Annotated in this window: 19 protein-coding genes and 1 pseudogene; 14 read left to right on the plus strand and 6 right to left on the minus strand. The window is 43.3% G+C overall.

Annotated elements, in window-relative coordinates; genetic code table 11:
- The first annotated feature begins 1 nt into the window (after position 1).
- The 5 genes from ACE04G_RS26925 (at position 2) to ACE04G_RS26945 (ending at position 5936) form a co-directional block, all read left to right on the plus strand.
- A complete protein-coding gene (locus ACE04G_RS26925) occupies positions 2-694 on the plus strand; it encodes a response regulator transcription factor (RefSeq protein WP_145325518.1) in 693 nt (230 codons plus the stop codon).
- A gap of 119 nt (positions 695-813) precedes the next feature.
- Positions 814-2322 (plus strand): S-layer homology domain-containing protein, encoded by a 1509-nt coding sequence (locus ACE04G_RS26930; RefSeq protein WP_449004786.1) that lies wholly within the window; start codon positions 814-816, stop codon positions 2320-2322.
- A 10-nt stretch (positions 2323-2332) separates the two neighbouring features.
- On the plus strand, positions 2333-3037 hold the full coding sequence (locus ACE04G_RS26935; RefSeq protein WP_336757959.1) for an ankyrin repeat domain-containing protein: 705 nt from the start codon (positions 2333-2335) through the stop codon (positions 3035-3037).
- A gap of 311 nt (positions 3038-3348) precedes the next feature.
- Positions 3349-4062, plus strand: a complete 714-nt coding sequence (gene bglS, locus ACE04G_RS26940; RefSeq protein WP_336757960.1) for a beta-glucanase — start codon at positions 3349-3351, stop codon at positions 4060-4062.
- Between the two features lie 188 nt (positions 4063-4250).
- Positions 4251-5936 carry an extracellular solute-binding protein gene (locus tag ACE04G_RS26945; RefSeq protein ID WP_449004787.1) on the plus strand — a complete coding sequence of 562 codons (1686 nt, stop codon included), beginning with the start codon at positions 4251-4253 and terminating at the stop codon, positions 5934-5936.
- Between the two features lie 152 nt (positions 5937-6088).
- Here ACE04G_RS26945 and ACE04G_RS26950 read toward each other — a convergent pair whose 3' ends face one another.
- Positions 6089-7729: a response regulator transcription factor gene (locus ACE04G_RS26950; protein ID WP_449004788.1), complete on the minus strand. Its 1641-nt coding sequence runs from the start codon at positions 7727-7729 to the stop codon at positions 6089-6091.
- Between the two features lie 11 nt (positions 7730-7740).
- Complete coding sequence (locus tag ACE04G_RS26955; protein ID WP_405117551.1) at positions 7741-9450, minus strand: sensor histidine kinase; 1710 nt, start codon at positions 9448-9450, stop codon at positions 7741-7743.
- A gap of 146 nt (positions 9451-9596) precedes the next feature.
- On the opposite strand from ACE04G_RS26955, the gene ACE04G_RS26960 reads away from it, so the two are divergent.
- Genes ACE04G_RS26960 through ACE04G_RS26970 form a run of 3 tightly spaced genes read left to right on the plus strand, consistent with a single transcriptional unit; the run spans position 9597 to position 15942 of the window.
- Positions 9597-10547 (plus strand): ABC transporter permease, encoded by a 951-nt coding sequence (locus ACE04G_RS26960; protein WP_145325512.1) that lies wholly within the window; start codon positions 9597-9599, stop codon positions 10545-10547.
- A gap of 15 nt (positions 10548-10562) precedes the next feature.
- Complete coding sequence (locus ACE04G_RS26965) at positions 10563-11441, plus strand: carbohydrate ABC transporter permease (RefSeq protein ID WP_221821204.1); 879 nt, start codon at positions 10563-10565, stop codon at positions 11439-11441.
- A 43-nt stretch (positions 11442-11484) separates the two neighbouring features.
- Positions 11485-15942: a carbohydrate binding domain-containing protein gene (locus ACE04G_RS26970; RefSeq protein ID WP_449004789.1), complete on the plus strand. Its 4458-nt coding sequence runs from the start codon at positions 11485-11487 to the stop codon at positions 15940-15942.
- A gap of 123 nt (positions 15943-16065) precedes the next feature.
- Here ACE04G_RS26970 and ACE04G_RS26975 read toward each other — a convergent pair whose 3' ends face one another.
- Positions 16066-16917, minus strand: coding sequence for an aldo/keto reductase (locus ACE04G_RS26975; RefSeq protein ID WP_221821208.1), 852 nt, complete (start codon positions 16915-16917; stop codon positions 16066-16068).
- Between the two features lie 181 nt (positions 16918-17098).
- Here ACE04G_RS26975 and ACE04G_RS26980 point away from each other — a divergent pair, with 181 nt between their 5' ends.
- The 5 genes from ACE04G_RS26980 (at position 17099) to ACE04G_RS27000 (ending at position 22346) form a co-directional block, all read left to right on the plus strand.
- Entirely contained in the window at positions 17099-17227 is a 129-nt protein-coding gene (locus ACE04G_RS26980) for a DUF6254 family protein (protein WP_219845137.1), read from the plus strand.
- 365 nt (positions 17228-17592) lie between these two features.
- The gene (locus ACE04G_RS26985) at positions 17593-18891 is read left to right on the plus strand and encodes an NCS2 family permease (RefSeq protein WP_017688352.1); all 1299 of its coding nucleotides are present in this window, start codon (positions 17593-17595) and stop codon (positions 18889-18891) included.
- A 146-nt stretch (positions 18892-19037) separates the two neighbouring features.
- Positions 19038-19583 (plus strand): RNA polymerase sigma factor, encoded by a 546-nt coding sequence (locus ACE04G_RS26990; RefSeq protein ID WP_405117553.1) that lies wholly within the window; start codon positions 19038-19040, stop codon positions 19581-19583.
- A complete protein-coding gene (locus ACE04G_RS26995) occupies positions 19558-21204 on the plus strand; it encodes a DUF4179 domain-containing protein (RefSeq protein WP_237175281.1) in 1647 nt (548 codons plus the stop codon). The genes ACE04G_RS26990 and ACE04G_RS26995 overlap by 26 nt, the downstream gene beginning before the upstream one ends.
- Positions 21205-21368: 164 nt before the next feature.
- A complete protein-coding gene (locus ACE04G_RS27000) occupies positions 21369-22346 on the plus strand; it encodes an alpha/beta hydrolase (protein ID WP_449004790.1) in 978 nt (325 codons plus the stop codon).
- Between the two features lie 91 nt (positions 22347-22437).
- Here ACE04G_RS27000 and ACE04G_RS27005 read toward each other — a convergent pair whose 3' ends face one another.
- On the minus strand, positions 22438-23790 hold the full coding sequence (locus tag ACE04G_RS27005; protein WP_221821214.1) for an MATE family efflux transporter: 1353 nt from the start codon (positions 23788-23790) through the stop codon (positions 22438-22440).
- 136 nt (positions 23791-23926) lie between these two features.
- On the opposite strand from ACE04G_RS27005, the gene ACE04G_RS27010 reads away from it, so the two are divergent.
- Positions 23927-24607 carry a TetR/AcrR family transcriptional regulator C-terminal domain-containing protein gene (locus tag ACE04G_RS27010; protein WP_221821215.1) on the plus strand — a complete coding sequence of 227 codons (681 nt, stop codon included), beginning with the start codon at positions 23927-23929 and terminating at the stop codon, positions 24605-24607.
- A gap of 121 nt (positions 24608-24728) precedes the next feature.
- Here ACE04G_RS27010 and ACE04G_RS27015 read toward each other — a convergent pair.
- Positions 24729-24887: pseudogene (locus tag ACE04G_RS27015) on the minus strand (tRNA-binding protein); the annotation flags it as partial.
- 9 nt (positions 24888-24896) lie between these two features.
- The gene (locus ACE04G_RS27020) at positions 24897-25829 is read right to left on the minus strand and encodes a DMT family transporter (protein WP_449004791.1); all 933 of its coding nucleotides are present in this window, start codon (positions 25827-25829) and stop codon (positions 24897-24899) included.
- Positions 25830-25930 lie beyond the last annotated feature (101 nt).

Here is a 25930-nt window from a genome sequence, read left to right on the forward strand (position 1 = left end):
AATGGCAAACATTTTGATCATTGAAGATGAAACAACGATTGCGGAACTGGAACGTGATTATTTTGAGCTCAACGGATTTTCCGTGGATCTCTGCCATACTGGAGATGAAGGTCTGAAGCAGGCACTGGAGGGGGACTATAATCTGATCATTGTTGATCTGATGCTTCCGGGACTCGACGGCTTCGAATGTTGCAGGCGCATTCGCGAAGTGAAGGAAGTTCCCATCCTTGTCGTTTCAGCGAAAAAGGAAGAAATCGATAAGATCAGGACATTCAATCTGGGAGTCGATGACTTTATTACAAAACCGTTCAGCCCAAGTGAATTGGTTGCGCGGGCAAAGGCTCATTTGACCCGATACGAGAGACTACTTGGCAAAAACAAACCGGCCCAGCAGGATGAAATCCACATTCGTGGGCTTCACATTGACAAAGGATCACGCCGCGTTTTCGTTAATGGAGAAGAGGTGGCGATTACAACCAAGGAATTCGAGTTACTTGTATTTCTTGCGAGTCATCCCAATCGTGTATTCAGCAAATCCGATCTGTTCGAGCGCATCTGGGGCATGGATTCCACCGGAGACATTGCAACGGTAACCGTCCATATTCGCAAACTGCGTGGGAAGCTGGAGACAGACCCCAAAAATCCGGAGTATATCGAAACCGTCTGGGGCGCGGGTTACCGGTTTACTGCATAAGTTTCGTGAAAATTTAGAGCCAGTTTATATTTTGTTAATAACTTTGTCCTTGGGAGTTTCTTTTTGTCCTCTATTCTATAGATACAGGCAACTACAACCTATAGAGGAGGAATTCAACCATGAATTCTACAACCCGCAAAATCGCTACATTTCTAACCATAACTGCATTAGGTACAGCAGTGTTCCCGTTAACTGCGAATCAAGTACATGCAGCTACATACGTTGCTAACATTGCGGCAACAACCACACAGCTTACCCAACAACAGATTGAAGCTGCTATCAAGGATCTGAATAGCTTGGGGATCATGAACGGATATGCAGATCAATCCATGGGTGAACATAGAGCGATTACCCGTGCTGAACTAGCTTCATTGATTTTCAAAACGTTTAATTTGGAGAGCAAGACAGGAGAAATCGTAGAATTGACGGACGTGAATCCGAACGCGTGGTATGCACCTTATGCATCAAAGCTCGTTGAACTTGGCATCATGCAGGTTAACGATGGACAATTCAATCCGCAGACTCAAGTGTCGGATGCTGAACTCGAACAGGTCGTATCCAAAGTGATGCAACGTGATGTAAAGTCCGTTCACCATTGGATGAGCGAGTTTTACTCCGAGAACGGTTCAGCAACGCGTGGCGAAACAGCGGTGTTGTTGCAAACGGCACACCAAGCTATTCCTTCGGAGCAAGCTCAAATCAAGAGCGTTAGATCATTGAATGCCATTACGTTAATCGTCACATTGGACAAGCCGTTGACAGCAGCGAATGAAGCTTTTGCCAAGGCACAAACTGACTTTGCGTTTAGTGGTGGGCTGACGTTAACTAATATGCCCCGCTTGAAAACAGGGTCAATTGCGACTTACATCGTTCCAACGTCCGTACAAGATGCTGGTGAAGTGTACAACCTGACTTACAAAGCTCAAGACGCTGGTTCCTTTGAAGGCAGTGCCACGAAAATAAACATGACAACGGCTAGTCAAGTAACGAATGATACATTCGAGATTGAATCACTGCAAGTGAACGGTGTCGTGGATTATGGTTACATCATTTCGGCTTACAGCGGGGGTCGAGGAGCTAATGCATTTGTCCTAAATGATCAAGAGCAAGCAGGAGGCAAAACATATCAAGTTATCTCCTCCATGCAGGCAAGACAAGTTGTAATTACGCCAGAAGGTGGCGAGCCTATCGTTGCCAGATATGTTCCGTTCACGCAATCTACAGATGGCAAACAAGAACCGAAGTTCCGTTTGCCTGAAGGACAAACGCTGAAATCAGGTGTCACATATACGGTTACTTCGGATTGGGCCAACATCGAAAATGCTTCATTTACGGCGAAATCGTTTGATGCACTTGTGGTTGCAAGTGCTCAATCAGTGAGCGAAACCTCCATTGAAGTTACGCTTGACCAGGATCCTGGGGATGAACTGTTCTCTGGTCGAAGTGTAACGTTAACTTCACCTAGCGGGGATGTTCTGACGGCCACTTATAAATATTCAAGTCGAAAAGGCGCGACGGGTATATTCGACCTAACAAATGATGGGAAGTTGACTCCGGGTACTGCGTATACAATAAACCCAGTGGGGGCTTGGAGTATGGCTTCTTCGGTCACCTTGACACTGGAGTAAAGGAGGCAGTATGAGTAAATCGCTGATCATCGTTGTCCTGATAAGCAGTATGTTGATCGTCCAAGGCTGCGTGCCTGAAATGAAAAACGACTCCAACGTGGAGGGAAAGGCCATGACTTCAGCAGATGTACAGCTGTTCAAGGCAGTAGAGGACAGCGATATTAATCGCATCCAACAATGGATTCAAGCAGGCGCCAATATCAATGCTCAAGATCAGAGTGGACAAACGGCTACAATGATTGCAACCTACAATAATGATCTAACATCGGCTAAAGTGTTAATTGAAGCGGGGGCAGATGTGAATATACAGGACGATATGAAAAATACCCCGTTTCTGTATGCTGGCGCTGAAGGATACTTGGATATTTTGAAGCTGACGATCGAGGCCGGAGCGGACCCGGCGATAACGAATCGATATGGAGGGACAGCACTTATTCCAGCTTCGGAGCATGGATATGTGGATGTAGTGCAAGAACTACTGACTCAAACTTCGGTGGATGTGGACCATGTGAATCAATTGGGATGGACAGCACTACTCGAAGCGATCATTCTTAACGATGGCAATGCTCAGCAGCAGGAGACGATACAAATACTCATTGATCACGGAGCAGACATGAACATACCTGATCATGATGGGGTATCACCACTCAGTCATGCGAAGAATAAAGGCTTTAAGGAAATTGAAGACATTTTGGTACGAGCTGGGGCGAAATAGAACCGTTTTAGGGTGAATACATTAACCAACATGTTGAGATATATGTAAAATGGTTTTCATGGAGCGCCTGATTCCTTCTATGCTGAAGGGCAGGCGCTTCATTCAATCTATCTTACGTGTATGAAACTGGCATAGTCTTAACATGACATGATTAGATACAATAACGAGGATCTTAAAAATTGAATATCTCTGCTTTGAAGTTTGCTATAGTGTACCACTCTGCTTCCAGATAAAATGGACATACCGACCATGTAAGCGTTATCTATTATGGCGATGCTTGTACATGTTGGAATCATTCATGGAGGTGTGTGATGAAGAGGAAGTCTTGGTATACTTTGGCGGTAACAGGTATTGTTTCTTTATTCTTTTCCGTAAGCGCTTTCGCCGGTTATGTTTTCTGGGAACCTCTAACCTATTTTAACGCAAGCACGTGGCAAAAAGCGGATGGGTATTCCAATGGGAGCATGTTTAACTGTACGTGGAGGGCTAACAATGTTAATTTTACAAGTGACGGCAAGCTTAAGCTTGGTTTGACCAGCTCTGCACAGAACAAGTTTGATTGCGGAGAGTATCGCACCACAAATACGTATGGGTACGGCTTGTATGAAGTCAGTATGAAACCTGCCAAGAACACAGGTGTAGTTTCGTCTTTTTTCACATACACAGGCCCTTCACATGGCACCCAATGGGATGAGATTGATATCGAATTTTTAGGAAAAGACACAACCAAAGTGCAGTTTAATTATTATACCAATGGGGTTGGTAATCATGAGAAGATTATCAATCTAGGTTTTGATGCATCCCAAGGCTTCCATACGTACGCATTTGACTGGCAGCCGGGACATATCAAATGGTATGTAGATGGTGTATTGAAGCACACGGCAACCAGCAATATTCCTAAAACACCCGGAAAAATCATGATGAACCTGTGGAATGGAACAGGTGTAGATAGCTGGCTCGGTCCTTATAACGGTGCCAATCCACTCTATGCGGAATATGACTGGGTTAAATATACGAGTAATTAAGCAGACTGAAGCAGCCATTAGCGGCTGCTTTTTTCTATATTCAGGCATTGTATTTATTCAATTTATGTATTCAATATCCAATATCCTAAATTAATGCAATAAATGTTGCAATATTAGTATGGGCATAAATATCAATCATTCATTATGATTAACCTGTAAGCAACATTACATAGACTGGGGGAACGAAGTTGGACACAAGTAAAAAGAGACGAGTAGGCAGTTTGGTCATGATCGGTGTATTGGCCCTATCTGCAGCCTTGAGTGGGTGTAGTAACGGGAACGAAAAGAAAACTGAATCAAGTACACCAGCGACAACGTTGGAGCTCAAAAATGGGAAGTATGATCCACCAGTATCCATTACGTATTTACGACCATGGGGTCCAGACGTGAAGTTTAAGTCAGGCGAGGATCAGGATAACAACGTCCATACCAAATGGGCTAAGGAGAAACTCGGAATTGAGTTGAAAAACCAGTGGATATCTCCATCCACCAATAATGCATTTGAGACAAAACTGCGCCTGTCACTGGCTTCCAATGCAGACATGCCAGACATTATTTCGTATCGCGGCGAATTCAATCTGGTGCGTGAATTGATTGAGTCCGGAAAATTTGTCGATGCGGGCGAGTTGTTTGACAAATATGCCAGCGACACATGGAAAGCAGCCGTAAACGAAGATCCTTCCGTATGGTATCCATACATGCAAGATGGCAAAAAGATCGGTATTCCGATTCTGGACTATTCCTATAATGGTGATCCTGTCATGTGGATCCGTGAAGACTGGATGAAGAAATTCAATCTGGAAGCCCCTAAAACTATAGATGATCTTGAAATCATTTTGGAAACGTTTACGAATCAAGATCCGGATGGCAATGGGAAGCAGGACACTTACGGACTCACCATTGGCTTCAAGAACTGGCTGAACACATGGATGTCTGAAGCTGGGTGGGTATTTGGCGCTTATGGTACAATGCCAAACCAATGGAATCTGACGGCAGATGGAAAACTTGAATACGGTTCCGTTACACCTGGTGCAAAACAGGCTTTGGCCAAATTACAGAGCTGGATGAGCAAAGGGTATATCCCGGAAGAAGCCGGCGTGTATGACGAGACAAAAGCTGCTGAAGAATTTACTGCCGGAAAAGCAGGTATTGTGGTTGGTCCTCACTGGATGCCCTCCTGGCCGCTGGAGGATGTGAAGAAAAACAATCCTGAGGCTGAATACAAGGCGTATCCAATTCCTTCCGGTCCAAATGGTCAAGCAGGAAGACATGGTACGTCAAACGGAAATGGCGTAGTTCTAATTAACAAAGACATGAAAAATCCGGAAGCCTTTTTCACCTATCAGAACTATCTCTTTGATCACTATGCGAATCCTAAAGAGGGCGATGAGTTTGAGCATGGATTTGCGGAAGGATACGATTGGGTTATGGTAGATGGGAAACCATCAACTGATGCAAGTCTTACGGGGGGTTATGCTCCCGAGAAGTACACGTTGACTTTTGATGGAGCGCGTATTCCCAATCTAAGTATGACAACACTTGCCAAGCTGGCAAGCGGTGAAGAAGCAACTACACCGTTTGAGAAAAAAATCAAATCAGGTGTACCAGTACCTATGCTTGATGCAGCCAAGATTGTTTTGGATCAAAAAGATATCGTGTTCAATCAAATGTTTACCGGTGCACCTTCAATGACGATGCAGATGAACAATGACATTTTGACAAAGATGGAGAAAGACACCTTCTCTCAAATTGTATATGGCAAAACCTCTGTTGATGCGTTCGACTCATTTGTTGAGAAATGGAAGTCTTCAGGTGGAGATCAGATTACGAAAGAAGTTAACGAGTGGTATGATTCCGTGAAAAGCGCAAAATAGGATGACGCATTCTGACTGAATTGATTCATCGCGGCCACATAAGCACCAAAAAGGCATTGCAGGAGAAGATCTCCGGCAATGCCTCTTTGTACTTGATATGGAGAAGGGGAAACCGGAGAGATTACCAGAACGTCAAGTCTGGCCTGAGTATCTTAAACCGGCAGATTTTCCCGATATTCTTGCGGTGTAAGATCATAAAATTTCTTGAAAACTCGAATGAAATATGCGGTATTGTTGTAACCGACAAGTTCTGCAATCTCAAACACTTTGGCGGTTGATGTTCGCAAATGATAGGCTGCTTTCTCCATTCTTAACCGGTACACATAGGCAGTAAGTGCTTCACCGGTCTCCGCCTTGTATACCTTGGATAAGTACACTGGATGCAGATGCACATGGTCAGCAATTGCAGGCAGCGATACATCTCCAGCCAGATGAAGGTCGACGAAACTTTTGACACTGCGCACAATGGTGCTGTGATTGTCTCTAAGCTCTTGTTCAGCATCATCTCGTATGTAATGAAGTGTACGCACGGACCAGTCCTGTAGCTGTTGCGCAGTAGAATAGCTGGGAGCTTGAAAGTAACGATAGGACTCTGCTGGAATCAAAGAAGAGATTTGTTTGCCATTTTTATGAATGATGTACGCAAACGCACCCGCAATGGCAAAATACACCTCAAAGGTTGACTCCGCAATATCATGATGTTCATTGGAATGCAGCAGTTCCTCAAAAATGTGTTCGATTTTCTGTTCCACATCCTCAAAGCGACCAGCTTCGAGCAGGCTAATCAACGTTGGTGGCTGATAAAGCGACCTAATCGTATGTAGAGGATTGGCATCCGTTTCATCGGAAGCGGTGACAAACAAACCTTGCACCTGACCCATCCGTTTACGCATGGACATAACTGTTCGCTCATAGAGTTCTCCAATTTCGTGGGGAAACTTGCCCCAACTGGAGACGGAAATGGAGATTGCACCTTTCAGGTATAACTGAACATTGGTTTGAATCTGGGCAGCGTACTGCTCAAGCAATGTCTGAGGCGTCTCGCTCCTGCTGTAACTCATCGTTGGCGGATGCTTCATGCTAACCAGAACAACAATGTAATCGTGAACGTCACGTGTATGCCAGATATGAAAATGATTATGCATCACTTCACTAATGATATTACATATTGCATATTCCATTAGGGCCAGGTCGCCGTGCGCCATATCGGATAGATGTTTCTCCATACGGATAATCAGCATGCCGAGATCCTCTCCTAAGGAGTAGGGAAGTTCCAGCAGATCAAGCTTGTCTGCCAGCGTCTTCTGATCATAGACTTTTCCAGTCAGCAACTCATGCAGCATCGTGGATTGAAGCAATGGCAGATGATCCTGAAAGGCGTGTAAGGCTCTTTGATGTGATGCTGCTGTTTCCCACTTTTCTTTAATTCGATGAACAAGACGTTGCACGGATTCGATCAGATCTTCATCACTAACAGGTTTCAGCAAGTAATCAAAGCTTTCCTGCGCAATAGCCTGTTTCGCATATTCAAAGTCTGCGTGACCTGATAACAGAATCGTCTGCACATGCGGCCACTTTTCATGAATCGCTGTAATCAGTGCAATGCCTGACATTTCGGGCATACGTATATCCGTAATTACAATGTCAATGTCGTGGTTGTCCATAATTTCCAGCGCTACTGCACCAGATAAGGCTTCATGAACTGTACCGATCCCGCAGCTTTCCCACGGAATGGTCTCTGCCAACGTTTCCACGACGGAACGTTCATCGTCAACTAATAATATTTGCAGCATGGGTCGTTCACCTACTTGTCTGTATTGTCGTGCCACGTGATGTTAACTTTAATCCCACCCATTGAAGAATGATCATAAGATAGTCCAGATCCTTCACCGTACAGAAAAGATAAACGCTGATGGACATTCCATGTACCACATCCCATATTCTCATCCAGCGGTTTAAGAAGATTATCTCTCAGATGATCAAGCTGTTTCTCAGACATACCAAGCCCGCTGTCCTCCACGATAATTGTGTACACATCATTCTTGCAGTCCGCATAGATTTTAATCTCACCATCTACCGATTTGGGCTCCAGACCATGAATAATAGCGTTCTCAATAATAGGCTGGAGGGTTAGTCTGGGAACTGTTTTATCTAAAATATCATGGGGCACGTCGATTGTAAAATGCATTCGTTCCAGACGAAGTGACTGGATTTCCAGATAATTTTTGACCATTGTCAGCTCTTCACGAAGCGTGGCTTGATCCTTTTCGGACCTGGTTATGTATCGGTAATACTCTCCCAGATTCAGTGCCATAGCTACCACGGCCTTTTCATTTTTCATTCGGGCCATGTTCTTGATATAGAACAGGCAGTTATATAGAAAATGCGGATTAATCTGCGATTGCAACTGTTTGAGCGTGGCTTCCCGACTTCTTAATTTCTCCTCATATACATTCTCGATTAATTCTTGAATTCGTTGAGCCATGATGTTGAAACGTGCAAATAACAAGCTGAACTCATTGCGTGCAGAATGATGAAGCCGAACGGAAAAGTCCCCGGTGGACAAGCGATTTGTCCCTTTCACCAACTGTAAGAGTGGAAGCTGCACACTTCGGTAGAGTGTATATAATACAACAACGCTCATCACGATCAGAACGGCAATTGAAGCGTAAAAAAGATTCCGGCTACTCGTAATCGGTTTCAAAATTTGCTGCATAGGCACATAGTCAATATAATACCAGCCGAGGCTCTTGGATTGAATGTAGGAGACGTAATATTCCGTTTTGTTCAACGTTGTACTGAAGCCACCGCTGGCCTGCAGTTTTGCTTCTTTCAGGGAAGGCAGGATTGCGTTCAAGGTCTCCTTTCCAGAACTATTGCTGATTAATCCATAATCGGGATGGAACATGAACGGGTCACCTTTATTATTTAACTTGTTTTGATTAAGAAGTGCAGTTAAGTGATGAACTGGAAAACTGATTTTGGTAATCAATCTGGCTTTGCCAGGTCTCGCCATCGCTGTCGTTGGATCGGTAGTGTACCAGATAAACTGATTGTCGGCATAGGTCCAGGACTGCGAGAGAGGCTCCTTAAATTCATCATCCCTGTACGGAATGTAAGCATAATAATCCGTTGATATCACTTTTTGCATCCTTGGAAAGTATAGTGTGATGGTCGAATGCCATTTGCTTGCTGCGTTGTACAGATTCATTTTCTCCAGAATGGCGCTTCCAACTTTCACACGTTCATAGGGAATGTCCTTGTAGTCGGGACGTTGATATTCCTGAATACTCGAATCTTGCCCAATAGACATTCCATACAATGACAATTGGTAAATATTGGATTCTACTGAATCAGCAAATGTCGAGAGATGATTCATCGTATTGTTCTGAATCTCGTGTTCGATAACACGCACGCTTTCCCGGTTAGAGTATGTATAGAGAAACAGCACCAGAATAAGCAGCATCACAAACAACAGTGTAATTTTGGTAAAGACATTCAAGCGTGTGAACAAAGTCCAACCTCCTTAATCTTATTAAAATATTGATATCGTTGTTGCAATATTAGGATATAGATCACAAATTTCCATTGCTATAATTTTAATATACAAGTTCACGATGACTTGTAAAATACAAAATTTAGAACATGGGGGATGCAGGAGTGAAGGAACATACGTTAGAAACGCCGCATAAACGGCGCTCCACCAGGGTTAAACAGCGCTGGAATATGCAACGGAACTGGACCTTGCATATGATGCTCATTCCAGCTGTATTGCTGGCACTGGTGTTTCAGTACATACCGATGGGTGGCATTGTAATTGCTTTTCAGGATTTCAAACCATACTTGGGATTTTCTGAATCCAAATGGGTGGGTTGGGACAATTTCCGATATTTATTCTTATATCCGGACGTCGGTCAGGTGATCTGGAATACGCTGGTCATTGCATTTTTCAAAATCATCGCAGGACTATTCGCTCCATTCCTGTTTGCCATTTTGCTCAATGAAGTGCGCTTGACGGCATTCAAGAGAGTAAGTCAAACGCTTGTGTATCTACCGCATTTCCTATCATGGGTTATTCTCGGTGGTATTCTGCTCGATATCCTGTCTCCACAGGGCGGCATGGTGAACCAACTTGTCGAAGCCTTTGGCGGAGAACCGATCTTTTTCCTTGGAGATGGTACATGGTTCCGGATAACACTGATCGTCAGTGATGTGTGGAAAGAATTTGGTTTTGGTACGATCGTATTTCTGGCTTCTCTCTCAGGGATCAATCCAGCGCTTTACGAGGCTGCGGAGGTGGATGGGGCCAACCGATTTAAACAGACGCTGCACATTACGATTCCGGCATTAATGCCGATTACAATCGTACTGATGACACTCTCTATCGGTAATATCCTGAACGCCGGTTTTGATCAGGTGTTCAACTTGTATAATCCACTTGTGTATGACAAAGGCGACATCATTGACACGTTTGTATATCGACTCGGGATTCTGAACGGGAAGATGAGTTTTGCCACAGCAGTAGGGTTGTTCAAATCTGTGGTTGCTACCATTTTGATTGTTATATCTTACAGAATGGCTTACAAACTAGCTAATTATCGAGTTTTCTAGAGAGGAGAAAAGGGCTTGTATTATAAAACAAAAGGATACCGCATATTCAGCATCGCTAACTATACTTTTCTTGGGATATTATCGATACTCTGCATTTTACCAATTATTCATATATTGGCTGTTTCATTCAGCAGTATGGCGCCAGCATCATCAAACCTGGTTACCTTCTGGCCCATCGGGTTCACAACCGACGCATATGTGAAAACATTCGGGAATTCAAACTTCATCAACTCCTTGATCGTATCACTTAAACGGACTGTAATTGCGACGATCATTGGTATAGTCATCATGCTCTTAACCGCATTTCCGTTGTCGAAGGAAGATATCAGTTTTAAAGGTCGCTCCTTATATACGTGGTTTTTCGTATTTACCATTTTGTTCAGCGGCGGTTTGATTCCAAGTTACATTCTGATCCAGAAGCTTGGCTTGATGAATACAATCTGGGCACTTATTCTGCCTGGCGCACTGTCCGTGTGGAACGTTATTCTCATGATGAACTTCTTCCGCGGACTGCCCAAAGAACTTGAGGAAGCAGCTTATTTGGATGGAGCAGGTCATATCAAAACGTTGATTCTGGTCTACGTACCACTGTCGCTTCCAGCTATCGCAACCTTGTCCTTATTTACGATGGTGTATCAGTGGAACTCCTGGTTCGACGGTATGATCTATATGTCTGATATTAAAAATTATCCACTTGCTTCTCTGCTACAAACTATTATCGTTCAGCAAGATCTCAGCAAAATCAACGTCGATCCTTCCATGTTGGAGAATATCTCGCAGCGAACTGTACGCGCAGCACAGATCTTTATCGGCGCGCTTCCGATCCTGATGGTATACCCGTTTTTACAACGTTTCTTCGTTAAGGGGATCGTTATTGGAGCAGTCAAGGAATAGGCTATGCAAATGCAAGGATAACTGAGCTGAGGGAGGAAGAAGGATGAGAAAAGGACTGGCCTGTATGATGGCATGGAGTTTAATGGCTTCTCTCGTTTATCCAGCAACTGCTGGAGCAGAAAGTGTACAGGGTCAAGCGGAGGTGGGAAATGTGCAGGCGAAAAGCCTGCACTTCTCTGTTCCCTATACAGACCTGACCGGGCATTGGTCACAATCTGCAGTTACACGTTTGCAAGACTTGAATCTATTGAAAGGTTATACGGACGGTACATTCAAGCCCAGTCAGGTCATTAGCCGAGCTGAATTCGTTATGATTCTGGATCGGGCCTTTGGTTTCACCGGTAATGCAGCGACTGGCCCATATGTGGATATGACTTCAGACGATTGGTACTATGACGTCATGGTACGAGCGAATGGTTCTGACATCATCGAAGGAACAGACCGTGAACATCTGTCACCACAACAACCGATTACACGTCAAGATGCAGCGGTTATGGTAGATCGAGCTTTTCAACTTTCAGCGGCTACCAATGAAGATAGTGAACAATTGAAATTTCAGGATGCAGATGAGATCTCCGGTTATGCAAAGAAAGCGCTTACCTATCTGGTGGACGAAAATATTCTTAAAGGTTTCCAAGGCAAATTAAATCCCAAAGCCCCGATTACACGAGCGGAGACGGCAACAATGTTGTCGGCGATGATTGCAGATGTGAAAAGTGCTCCTGGTATATATGAGTCCCGAGTGGATGGCAACTTGATTATTAATTCAACGGATGTCACGTTAAAAAATATGATTGTTAATGGAAATCTGCTGCTGGCCGAAGGCATTGGCGAGGGATCTGTTGTTCTTCAGGGCGTAACGGTTACAGGAAGTGTCATTATTAAAGGCGGAGGCAGCCATTCCATCAACATTAACAACTCCAAGCTAAATCGAGTAGTCGTTGACAAACGTGGGGAACCCGTCAGAATCTCCATTACGGAAGAAAGCAACATTCAGGAGATGCATGTAAAGCAAAAATCCATTCTGGAGATCTCTTCAAACAGCCTGATTGATTCCATGAATATTCATGCAGAAGCGAGTCAGACTCAAGTGGATACCAAAGGTACAATCCAAAAATTGAGTGTAGATGCCGATGATGTTGTGATCAACGGAGAGAAAGTAAAACAAGGATTGCGCACATCCATGGTGGGTGAAGCCCAACAACCTGTTTCTTCGCAGCCTGGCGGTTCAACAAATGTGACAAGCACATCCACACCATCTTCTCCAGACGGGCAATCACCGTCTACACCATCGACACCAAGTAATCCTGCGGGTGAAAAACCGGTTCCAGCAACAACAATTCCGCATGATCAATGGGAGCTGGTCTGGAATGATGAGTTTAACGGGCCTGCGATTGATTCTTCCAAATGGACCGTGCAGGATACAGGACTCGTTTATAACAATGAAATGCAATATTACAGCCCGGATAACACTCGCATTACGAAAGATCAGAATCGTAGCGTGTTGCAGATTGAAGCGAAAAAGGGGCCGAAAAATGGTAAGGATTACAGCTCTGGCAAACTGATCTCCATGGGAAAAGGCGACTGGACCTACGGTAAAGTGGTGGTACGTGCGAAGCTTCCTATAGAAAAAGGCATGTGGCCTGCCATATGGATGATGCCAACAGATGAAGCGCATTATGGAGGATGGCCTGCCTCTGGAGAAATCGATATTATGGAGCTAATTGGTGGCAAAGAGAGTAATAACAAGGTATATAGCACATTGCATTATGACAGTGTGAAGCCTGACGGTTCCCATGGACATGATCAGGGAAGCCTTACTCTTCAGAAAGGAGAAACTTTCGCTGACGATTATCATGATTTCCAGGTAGAATGGTTGCCGGGTATGATTCGTTTCTATGTGGATGGAAAGCTGCATCATGAAGTGACCAACTGGCAAACGAAGGCCGCGGGCCAACCCGAGTATTATACGTTCCCTGCACCATTTGATCGTCCATTCTATCTGATTCTGAATCTGGCAGTTGGAGGAGACTGGCCGGGGGCACCTGAAAGCAACTTCACTTCCGAAAAGATGAATGTTGATTTTGTGCGAGTATATTCTTACAAAAATCTAGACACATGGCCTGATGTAACAACAAATCCCATCGAGCCTGCGCAACAGCGTGACCCACAAGCCGATGGCAATCAAATCTACAATGATCGTTTTTCGGAAGGGTCTGCAGACAATGGAGTGCCTCTGCAGTGGAAATTCATCACAAATGCTGATGGAGCTGGCAGTGTCAAAGTTGTAACGGATGAGCAGAAAGGGAAAGCAGCAGAAGTTACCATTGATGCATCGGGTACTGAAAACTACTCGGTTCAACTCACTCAGATGCCGATGTACATTAAGAAAAACAAAAAGTACAAAATACAGTTTGATGCGAAGGCATCTGCTGACCGTACAATCATGTCCAAAGTGAACCAATTCGAAAAAAGCTGGACCAATTATTCGGGCGATAACACCTTTGCACTCACGACAGATTGGCAATCCTATGACTATACCTTCAATATGCGGGATGGCACGGATAACAATGCCAGATTCGAATTTAATCTGGGGTTGGATGATACAACCGTTTGGTTTGCCAATGTCAGACTGATCGAGGTGGGTGAAGCTGATCCGTTAACTGTCGAACGAAACGCGCTACCTGATGGCAACTTTATTTACAATGGCACATTCGATCAAGGCAAGGAGCGTCTGGGATTCTGGTCAAGCAGCATTCAGGACAGTGCGGCAGCCAATATAAGTGTAAATAACTTTTCGAAATTCCCAATTATGGAGCGTCAGCTGGTTGTTGATGTTACTCAAACGAATGGAGACCCACAGCAAGTTTCGGTGAACCAACCGGATTTGAAGCTGGAAGCGAATACAACGTATGGTTTCTCCTTAGATGCCAAGGCAGACACACCGCGAAGTATCGACATAGATGTTGTCAGCAGTAATGGGCATACGGTACAGGTTCATCAAGGGCAAAACCTCTCCTTGAACCAAGAAATGAAAACATTCACTGGAGAAATCATCATTGGAGATGGAGCATCAATCGCACAATCCGAGCTAAGACTGTTATTTGGCAGTTCTAAAGGTAAGGTATACGTGGACAATGTTCGTCTGACGAAACGCGGAAAACCTCTGTCAGTGAATGGCTACGCACATGTACCTGCAACCGAAGCCTGGATGATGCAGGGCTTACAACTGGAGGACTCCGTAGAAGGAGGAAAACATGTCAGTTACATGGACCAGGGAGATCTGCTGCAATATAAAATCGATGTAGCTCACGACGGAGTATATGTTCTGTCTGCCCGAATGGCCAGTGGAAAGAGTGATTCCAAGGTTCAGTTCAGCATTCAGGATGAACAAGGTACAACCGTTGCACAATCAGACCTGAGTCTTGGAGACACGGGTGGATGGCAAGCATATCAAACGGTGTATTTTCCAGGCGTCAACTTAACAGCAGGCAAACCCTATTATGTGAATTTTGAAGGAGCAGATTATAATACACGTTGGGTGGATATTTCACAAAACAAAATTCAGAACAGTGAGCTAACAGCTGATCTGAATCATTGGGAGCTAACTCCTAATGATCTGACAGCCTCACATGACGAGGGCGCAGGATTAACGATCCACTTGCCTGGTACAAGTGAACATTGGTGGGATGCTTTGTTACAACAAGGTCAGGTCAAACTGGATGCAAACAAAACGTACCGACTTACCTTCGAGGCATCTGCTTCAAGTCCTAAATCCATGCAAGCGGTTCTTTCTCAGAATGCAGGGGATTTTGTGAAGTATTTTGAAGAAGAAGTGGAATTAACCGCGGATCAAAAGTCGTATACTTATACCTTCACCATGGGAGATACCTCCGATTCGGCAGCCATGCTTGCATTTGGATTAGGATATCCGCTATCTACAGGTGAACACTCGATTCACATCAAAAACGTTCAATTATATGAAGTTAATCCAAATGCAGATCAAGGAGGGCAGCCAGCTCATGTTAATCTTATCCCCAATGGCGACTTCTCCAAAGGTGAGGAAGGTTGGTTTACCCACGCGGATGGTAATGCAGCGGACCTTGAGATGCAAGTTAGCAATCAACAGCTTCAAGCCAAGATTGGTCATGCAGGACAGCATCCATGGGATCGTCAAGTCATCAATGAAGGATTTGGCATACAGCAAGGTTTTAAATATAAATTGACGTTTAAAGCCAGAGCGGAGAAGTCCAGGAAATTGGGTTTGGGGATTGGATGGGTCGACGCAGCTGCCAACTATGAATGGCATGGTTTCTTTGGGGCACGAGTTGATTTGACTCCAGAAAAACAGGAGTTCACGTTTACATTTGATGCAACAGAAGACAGCTATGCGAATACTCGAATCTCATTTGATCTGGGTAACATTGATGGTGTGCAAGATGGCAACACAACCGTCTCATTATCCGAGGTCAGCTTGATTAATCTGGGTCCTGCCAATTAACTTCTGAATTCTCTATATTATTGAGGCTACAATAAATGAAGAATCCGATTCCGTGATGCCGGAATCGGATTTTTTGATCTCTCCGTGAAGAGAAAGGACTAGATTGTTATCGGATAGATGGGATTAAATATCTAGTTTGCGAGTACTAATCCATTTGACCATTTCAGGATCATTATGGGAGAAGAAAAGGCTCTGTTTGGTATCTAGCGCAGTAATCGACTCAATATCTGCTTGGCTTAATTCAAAATCAAAAATATTGAAGTTCTCAATAATTCTTTCTTTACGCACCGATTTTGGAATAACCACGACTTCACGTTGGGTCAACCAACGCAAAACCACTTGAGCAACCGATTTGTTGTACTTTTCACCTATAGATACCAATACCTCATTCTGGAACAAGTCATTTTTCCCTTCAGCAAAAGGTGCCCAAGATTCGATCTGAACATTATTTTCTTTCATGAATTGTCCAGTTAAGATCTGCTGGTTGAAAGGATGTGTTTCGACCTGGTTTACAGCAGGGGTTACTTCGTTTTGCAGAATCAAATCGATCAGACGATCCGGCTGGAAGTTACTTACTCCGATTGCACGTATTTTTCCTTCACGATACAACTCCTCCATTGCACGCCAAGAACCATGTACGTCTCCAAAAGGTTGATGAATTAAATATAGATCCAAATAGTCCAATTGCAATCGTTCCAAAGATTTTTCAAATGCTTGTTTGGTACGTTCATAACCCGTATCCTGAACCCAAAGTTTTGTCGTGACAAATAATTCTTCTCTGGCCACACCACTACGTTTGATCGCTCTGCCCACGGCTTCCTCGTTTAGATAAGAGGCAGCAGTATCAATGAGACGATACCCAGCCGATATGGCATCCATAACACTTTGTTCACATTCGTTTGCATCTGCAATCTGAAACACACCAAAGCCTAGAACAGGCATCTCAACACCATTATTTAAAATTACTTTTTGCATATATTAACCTCCAGTTGTGGCATGTCTATATTATTGCATTCCTGCTCTAAAAACCGATATCTAATTTGTCTTATATGCTTGCCTAATTCTCTTATTACCTATGCATGCAGAATAAAGTTGTCCAGAAATGACATCATAAAGAAGTAGTATACATCTCAGTTTCCAGAGGAGGATATCTTGTATGGCTGACCAGAAGAAACGCAAAGAAGCTGCCTGGAAGTCACGTAAGCAAGAACAGCATCCCCATGGCAAAATCAAATCGCTTAAAGAATTATCCAGCGAATATGAAGAGAAACCTACTACGAATTAAGCAAAAGACTGTCAGTGAATATTGCTGGCAGTCTTTCTTCATATATTGCAGACATTGAGCCATACGTCTATATACTCTATTGTAAAAACGAATGAACACAAGATATAATGTCTGAATAGTTCGTAAATAACTGTGAACAAATCGTTAATTCATTGACATTGCATGTGATTTTAATTAGAATACGAAATGGACTTCAGGTTGATAACAGATATGAGTATCTTTATGTTTAGTTTAGAGCTTAGCTGTTGAATCTTTAAATCCTAACAACGAATATAGGAGCGACAATATTACAATCCTATATGAAGATTAGGATTTTTTGTTTTTAGCTTTGGAGTATAATTTGAAAGTTGGAGGCTGGCTTTACCATGGACAAATGGTTCAAACTTAAAGAACGAGGCACGACCATCCCCACAGAAATTATCGCAGGGGTTACAACATTTTTCACAATGGTATACATAGTTATCGTAAACCCAGGAATCCTCAGCAGCACAGGCATGGACTTTAACGGAGTATTCATAGCAACGGTACTGGCAAGTATTGTGGGAACTCTGATTATGGGAATATGGTCCAATTATCCAATCGTCATCGCGCCGGGTATGGGCCTGAATGCATTCTTTGCCTATAGCGTAGTTGCCGGATATGGCGTGTCTTGGCAGGTTGCACTGGGAGCCGTATTTATAGCAGGGATTTTGTTTATTATTTTATCACTGACTTCATTCCGTTACATGTTGCTTGATGCAATTCCTGCTAGCTTAAAACATGCCATAACCGCAGGGATCGGATTGTTTATTACAACGGTAGGTTTGCAAAATGCCGGGATTATTGCCGATTCAGAATCGAATTTGATTACGATCGGAAACTTGGCTGAGCCAATGGCTTATCTGACCATTATCGGATTGATTATTACCGTTGTGTTGATGGCTTACAATGTGAAAGGTTACCTATTCATCGGAATGGTGGTAACAGCGATACTTGCCTGGATCATGGGACTATTCCAAATGCCGGAATCGATTGTATCCATGCCTCAAGGCCTCGCGTCAACGGCTTTGCAACTGGATCTGGCAGGTGTATTCTCGAATGGTTTGTATACGATCATATTTACGTTCCTGCTGATCACACTGTTTGATACGACAGGCACGATGCTCGGCGTTGCTGAACAAGCTGGATTGCTTAAGGATGGTAAATTTCCACGCTCGCGTGGCGCATTATTGGCAGATGCCGTAGGGACAACCAGTGGCGCTTTGCTCGGAACAAGTCCAACATCAGCTTATATCGAGTCCAGCACAGGGGTAGCCGCAGGAGGAAGAACGGGACTGACAGCGGTAACGGTAAGTGTGCTGCTTGCGCTGACCTTGTTCTTCACTCCGATCGTAAGTGTAATATCAAGCATTCCGGCGATCACTTCTCCGGCACTGATCATTGTTGGATACTTTATGATTAACGTCATCAGCAAAATCAAATGGGATGATCTCGAAGAAGCATTTCCTGCCTTCCTGATCATCATCCTTACTCCATTGACACACAGTATTGCGACAGGCATCGGCGTAGGTTTCATCTTTTATCCGGTACTTAAGCTGCTTCGTGGAAAAGGTAAAGATGTTCATCCAATCTTCTACATTTTTGCGGTATTGTTCTTCATTCAGCTTGTGTTCCTGGACCACTAAGAAACTGTTTTATCCTAAGGAGAACTGCTTGTGTAATGGCAGTTCTCCTTTTTTTGTATCAAAAAAACGCTTACTCAAAGAAAAAGTGAATACATTCCGACTCTACTTTGTCTATATTATATCCTAACAAGAAAGGAGTGCCGGAAGTGACCGAGCATGAACTATTCCATACTTACAACAAAGACGTGTATCGCACATGTCTGTATATGCTCAAAAACGTGCAGGATGCAGAAGATGTATGCCATGATGTTTTTGTTGTCGTGTTCCGCCAAGACTGGAGAAATGTGTCACATCTAAGGACCTGGATCATGCGAATTGCCATGAATCAATGTCTGAACATTATTAGAAGAAACAAAGTTAAGGGCGAGAAGCAAAACAAAATGCAGTTACAGCATAAACAAGAAGTGTTATCTAATGATCCGGTTGACACTACTGTTATGGCTAAGCTTTCCTTTGCTGAACTGGAGCAGCAGCTCCAAAAATTGCCGGACAAGCTTCTTAGTGTTGTGACTCTCCGATATATTGGTGATCTATCCGTAGCTGAGATTGCAGAGACTTTAAACATTCGACAAGGGACAGTGCGAACGAGATTATACAAAGCTCTAAAGTTAATGCGAAAAAAAATTGAATTCTACGAAAAGGTTAACATGAGAGGAGATAACACTTATGAAGTCAGTAGAATACAAGGTTAAAAATCATTTGATTCACTCAGAACAGGTGGAGTATCCAGACTTTGAAAAGATGTTCAATAGCATTCAAACGGGAGAATTGCGAGTAGTTAATGATGTTCATAACAGACCCCAAAGGCAGAAAACGAAGGCAGCTGTTGTCCTGGGTATTTCCTTAGCCGTCATGGCCACTCCTGTATACGCAGCCTTACAATATGATTGGAGCGATGTCTTGTCCAATAAATCAGGGATTGAGTCGGCCCTTAAAGCTGGTTATGGCCAGCTCATTGAACAAAGCATAACAGCCCACGGAGTTACCTTAACGGTGCATAATGCATTTGTGGATGACAACCGGACCGTTTTACTATACACAGTCAAGCCAGAATTGGAAACTGAGAAACAAGAAATCAGATATAATCAAATGCTCTTAAAAGACAGTAATGGGCAACCTATTGAAGGGCACTATTATCAGAAATGGAATGCTGCACAAGGCGTTTTTCAGGGATATTTTGAGACAGACTGGGTTATGCAAGAGAAACAATCAGATCTTCAGTTCTCCATTTCTGATGTTCTTTACTTAGAAGACCTTGAGCAAGAGATTCGTCTTGATCCTAAAGATTCAAGTACGCAGCAGTTTAATATACAAAAGAATGGGATCGACAAAATAGAAGTACAGTCATTCAAATATGCTAAAGGCGAAATCATGATTAATTCTAAGGTTACCTTCTCTGATTCAGAGGCGAAGGAACAATCTTGGGCTGGCATCAGAGCTTATGATACTCAACAAGAGGTTATTAAAGAAACGGAGAATCCTGAGTATGGCATGGAGGGAGTATCCGGTGACTATTTCAGCAGACAAATGTATAACGAGCAGCAGTTCAAAGAGGGGGATCGCTTCACCTTCACATACACTCATGAAAAACAACGGACAGAAGGCACATGGAACCTGAATTTACTCTTATCTCGTCAAGAAATGGAAACGGGCACCTTTAAAAAAGAACTGAATATTCCAATACATTCTTTAGCTGATGCGGCAAGTATAAGTAGCATGGTAGTAACACCAACACAAATTCGCTTAACGATCGATCATGATGAAGAATATTTCAGATTGCCGTACCGGACTTATCAACTTGAAGTGGACGGCAAGGTCATGGATGGCTTGATATCGCTTGATGGAACAATGAATGCAAATCAAACAGAATTGCGCTTTGAACAATCCAATTTTCTTATGGATGTTAAGTCATTAGTAGACAAACCAATGACTTTAATCGCAAAGAAAAGGGTAGATGAACATGCAGGTAGTCGTGCATCCATTCATTTAACTGATATATCCACTGAACCGAAAACTATTGCGAGCGATTACGAAGGTTTTCCTATCATCTGGACCTATTATATCAAGGACGATAATCTGTACGTAGAGTCAGAAAGCCCGGATAATACATTTGGAGGGCTTAACCAAACCTACTTCCTTGAAGGAGAAGAAAAACATTACTTAGTACCCCACTTTTTCTCAGAGTTAGGGAACAAACATATGGACGTGTATAAAGATTTTAAGAAATCAGATTTAGAGCTATACGTTTGGAACTATACAACCAGGTCACAGGAGAAGGAACTCCGAGTATCACTTACTGGAAAATCGTTATGAAATCATGAAATGTGTTATGTACAGTAGTCTATGCGCCTCAACATAATTTTTGCTTGTTCATACTCCGTTCATATTCCCGTCACGAAGGGGACATCTTCCATGGTTACACTATACCTATGTCGCAAGAGCGGCTCTACAGATATAAAGGACAGGAGAAGATGGATATGGCAGAAACAGTGGATGTAACAACAACGGGGACTAAGGGCCGTAAAAAACGGAACTTATGGTTAAAAATAATAGGTGGTATTGTCGGCGCGCTGGTGCTGTTCATGGGCATCACGTTTGTCGTTCATACGATAAGTAATGGGGCAGAGAAAAAGAAAATCGAATCGTACGGCCAATATGTCAATGTCGACGGAAAAAATATGAATGTATCCATTCAAGGCAGCGGCGAACAAAGCATCGTGCTACTTCCCGGACAAGGGACCCCGTCGCCAGTGCTTGATTTCAAATTGTTAATCGATGAATTGACACCTGATTACAAAGTTGTGGCGATTGAGCCTTTCGGTTATGGATTAAGCGACCAGACCGAAAAGGAGAGAACCACCGAGAATATTGTTAGTGAAATTCATGAAGCTGTACAGCAGCTCGGTATAGATCGTTATATTCTGATGGGGCATTCCATCACGGGACTGTACGCGGCGACTTATGTGAACACGTATCCGGATGAAGTCTCTGCTTTTGTCGGGATCGATAGCAGTGTTCCGAATCAACCTGGCATGGATGTTAAATTACCTTTGAACTTAATGAAATTCCTTCAAAAATCAGGCTTAATGAGAGTACTCAATAAAGTAAGTGGTGATTCATATGCATCACTTGACTATGATGAACATACCAAAGAACAGATGAAGTTGATTTCGAATCAAGTCTCGACAAATCCTACATTAGTAGACGAGCTTAAACACCTGGGTTCCAATTTCAAAAATGGAGAAAAACTCACGTATCCTCGTGATCTGCCAGTGCTTCTCTTTGTTCTTTCCAATAACGAGAAAAACCCGCAGTGGATTCCGCTGCATGAGGAGCAAGTGAAACAATCCGCGCAAGGAAAAATGATTCCAATGGAAGGTTCACATTACCTGCATCATACGAAATACAAAGAAATCGCCGAGGAATTCAAATCTTACATGAAACAAATCCAATAAGATGATCGATCATTGAACAGCGGTGTTGCAATAGTTGAAGGCAGGATTGAGGGGATACCCTTATCCTGCCTTCTTTCGTTTTTTTGGATAACTACTGTACCAAATGTTCCAGATCCGGCTGCAATTTGGTCCGCAAAGCATATAACATGATGGCCCCAACTAGGAACGCGACGGCATCAGCAATAACAAGTGACCAGATCACTCCATGAAAGCCGTTCATCTGATTAGCGACATACAATACAGGAATTAGTGTAATCCCTTGAATTATGGACATTACAAACGCGGCGGTTCCTTGGGCTGTTGCTTGGAAGATACCCATAAACAAAGAAGTCATTCCTGTAATGAACAAGGATAAAAAGGTTACATGAAGAATATAGCTACCCATTTCAATTAATTGCGGGTCAGTCGTAAATAAACCAATCAAGTGGTCAGAGATCAGATAAACGATAATACCGAACAGGACGGCTAAGCCCAAAATAGCTTTGATCGTAAATCCAATCGTTTGTTTCATGCGTAATTTGTTCGCTGTGAATGAGAAGGCAATCAACGGCACAACTCCCTCGCACAAGCCCATCAGAATAAACTCAGGAAATTGCAATAAACGTGATGAGATTCCATACCCCGCAACGGCCTGATCCCCATATTCGACAAGAAAAAGGTTAAGAATAAGCGACATTGCTCCCAAGAAGACACTCATAACAAAGACGGGAACACCAATTTTGAACACATTGCTCAGGATGTCCTTCGTCACCTTGAACCATTTTAGGGAGACGGTTAAGAATGGACTCTTATAACTCATATGGTAAGCGTAAAATGCACTCGCAACCAAGTTGGAGATGACGGTAGCAGATGCAACGCCAATCACACCCCAATGGAAGACAAAAATGAATAGTGCATCAAGGATAATATTTATAACAACACTGAGAATCATACCTGTCATAGAAGTGATTGCTGAACCTTCTGAGCGCACGATATTCTCCAGCGTGAAGAATAAGATGACGAAGGGTGAACCAATAAGCATAATCGTGACATACTCTTTCGTAAATCCGAAGGACTCTTTCGTTGCCCCCAGCCCATGAACGATTGGTTCAATCAGAGGGAGCCCAACGGCCATCACGATAATTCCGAGAACTAAACTACTGTAAAAGGCAAATGAAGAAACATGCTTCAGATCATCTACTTTTTTCTCTCCCAGCAAACGAGAGATGAATGTACCGCTACCTATACCAATTAAATTACCAAGGGCCATGATGACCGCGAATAAAGGTAAAGTTAGTGCGAGTGCGGTTAACATTGCCGTATTACCCAGTGTGCCAAGGAAATAGGCATTCAAGAGGGAGTAAATAACACTCATTGACGTGCCTAGCATCATTGGGACAGCAAAATGAGCTACGGCTTTGGCGATTGGTGCTTTTTCAAAGTAATGGAGGTTTTCTGCATCCATGTGGGTCACTACTTTCTTCGTTAATATTGATCTAATCTAACACCGTTAGATTGAACCTTACAGTGTTAGATGTTATCATGAACGTATGAACCTGTAAAGCATAAACTTACACTGTTAGATAAAAGGGCGGATAGCGATGAAAAAACAACAGCCTCAGATTTCGGAAGATAAGATTTTGGAATTCTCGTGGGAGCTTCTCGGAGAAGAGGGCATCGAGAAATTCAGCATGAGACGCTTGGCAGACAAGTTGGGGATTCAGGCTCCATCTCTATACTGGTACTTTAAGAGCAAGCAGACGCTCTACCAGCGTCTGGCTAACCAGATATCGAAAATTATTCTGGACGAGTTTCACACTGAAGGGGACTGGAAGGAACAGATGGAGGGGCTTGCGGTGACGGTGCGAAGTGTACTCAGCCGGTACCCGTGCTCTACACAACTCATGATGATGACGCTGCCTCACGAGCCGGACATGATTCGCTTCACCAATCGCATGTTGCTCTGCATGGAATCAACGCCACTAGAGCAAGAGCAGAAATTACAGGCCGTTCTTACACTTGTCAATTATGTATTCTATTTCGTACTGGACGATTATCAGCATCAGCGTAATATATCTGCTGCCATTAAAGAGCAGGAAGTACTTCAAGGTGAAGAGATGGTTAGCCTTCTGGATTCTATGAGCGAGAAGGAAGTTGGTCTGTTCAGCAGGATGTATAAAAACGGTATGTTTGAGGTGATGGGAACGGACAGTGCGTTTGAGTTCGGGTTGAAGATTATTTTGCTCGGGATCGAACAAGTGGTTAAGGAACATGAGAAGTAGAACGCCACGATTCGCATAAAGTAAATTTAATCACATAGCAGACATTAGTTCTTCATAGAACTGATTGATGTTTTGATAAGAAAGAAACCCACCGAGTTAAGCTCCGGAGGGTTTCTTCTTATCATCCGATCACAGAACCGTTGGGTAGCTCGAGATCAGGTTTCAATAAAACAACATCTTCCTGTTGTTCGGTCAGCCCGCCAAGCACCAACACATCTGAATTGAATCCTAATATACGACGCGGAGGGAAATTAACCACAACTATAATCTGCTTTCCGATCTTTCTTTATTATCCTAATTTCCTGATTCGATTGGAACGAAGGAATTTGGGCAGTTGGATATTGTAGGATTTCAGGGCAAAGTACATCAGCATTCCTGACAACGTAATTAAACCGCCTACAAATTGAAAAGCAGAGATGGTTTCTCCCAAAAGAAGATAAGCCAGCATAATGGCCAAAACGGGTTCACCGATAATGCCTACTGAAACCGTTGTTGCACCAATGGATTTGAGCAGCAGATTGAAAATATACTGACCAAAAATAGTGGGTATGATCGCAAGTAGGAGGAAATACAGCCAATCGGATGATTCGTAATTGGTCAAGGTAAAGTTATTCAATAAACTGTAGACCAGCAGGACACTTCCACCAATCATAAAGACAACAACACTGTATATATTCGCGTCGATTTTTCGACTTACTTTCTGTCCCACCAGCATATACGCCGACACCAGAATGGTTCCTACCAGTGACATCGCGTCACCGATCAGAGCCTCTCTTGAAATGCCTATATCTCCCCAGGCGATAATCACCGAACCGAATAGGGCGGTAATTAAACATAGAACGGTAGGTATACTTGCTCTTTCCTTAAACATAAAGTATGACCCGACCATCACAAACAAAGGTTGCAGCGCCAGAATGACCATGGAACTAGCGACTGAGGTATACACCAGCGATTCCATCCAGAACAAGAAATATAGACCAAGAAGCAGGCCAGCCAGAAAAACGGTGCTCCAATCCTTTGAATTCAGTTTTAAGAAACGAATCGTTTTCCAGGGGATAAAAGGAAGCATAATAATGGCCGATATATATAGCCTGTACATACCGGCTATAGCGGTCGGAGTATCCGAAGACTTGATCATGATTGAAGAGACGGATACCGACAAAATGGCGATAAAAAGTAATACATAAGGATGAAAAAGTAGCGATGGTTTAGTTTCTTTCACATATAAGCCTCCAAAAGTTCTTATCCGGTCGTCTGTGCACAGGCTCTTGTGATAAGTCAAAGATTTGATATAATAATATCATTATTTTTGTGGATTTCGTG

This window comes from Paenibacillus sp. AGC31, from assembly GCF_057334655.1.

Bases quoted from the DNA above. Each gene is read 5' to 3' on its own strand.
- ACE04G_RS26925 (WP_145325518.1), top strand. From the start codon at position 2: ATGGCAAACATTTTGATCATTGAAGATGAAACAACGATTGCGGAACTG.
- ACE04G_RS26930 (WP_449004786.1), top strand. From the start codon at position 814: ATGAATTCTACAACCCGCAAAATCGCTACATTTCTAACCATAACTGCA.
- ACE04G_RS26935 (WP_336757959.1), top strand. From the start codon at position 2,333: ATGAGTAAATCGCTGATCATCGTTGTCCTGATAAGCAGTATGTTGATC.
- bglS (WP_336757960.1), top strand. From the start codon at position 3,349: ATGAAGAGGAAGTCTTGGTATACTTTGGCGGTAACAGGTATTGTTTCT.
- ACE04G_RS26950 (WP_449004788.1), bottom strand. From the start codon at position 7,729: ATGCTGCAAATATTATTAGTTGACGATGAACGTTCCGTCGTGGAAACG.
- ACE04G_RS26970 (WP_449004789.1), top strand. From the start codon at position 11,485: ATGAGAAAAGGACTGGCCTGTATGATGGCATGGAGTTTAATGGCTTCT.
- ACE04G_RS26975 (WP_221821208.1), bottom strand. From the start codon at position 16,917: ATGCAAAAAGTAATTTTAAATAATGGTGTTGAGATGCCTGTTCTAGGC.
- ACE04G_RS26980 (WP_219845137.1), top strand. From the start codon at position 17,099: ATGGCTGACCAGAAGAAACGCAAAGAAGCTGCCTGGAAGTCACGTAAG.
- ACE04G_RS26985 (WP_017688352.1), top strand. From the start codon at position 17,593: ATGGACAAATGGTTCAAACTTAAAGAACGAGGCACGACCATCCCCACA.
- ACE04G_RS26995 (WP_237175281.1), top strand. From the start codon at position 19,558: ATGAAGTCAGTAGAATACAAGGTTAAAAATCATTTGATTCACTCAGAA.
- ACE04G_RS27000 (WP_449004790.1), top strand. From the start codon at position 21,369: ATGGCAGAAACAGTGGATGTAACAACAACGGGGACTAAGGGCCGTAAA.
- ACE04G_RS27005 (WP_221821214.1), bottom strand. From the start codon at position 23,790: ATGGATGCAGAAAACCTCCATTACTTTGAAAAAGCACCAATCGCCAAA.
- ACE04G_RS27010 (WP_221821215.1), top strand. From the start codon at position 23,927: ATGAAAAAACAACAGCCTCAGATTTCGGAAGATAAGATTTTGGAATTC.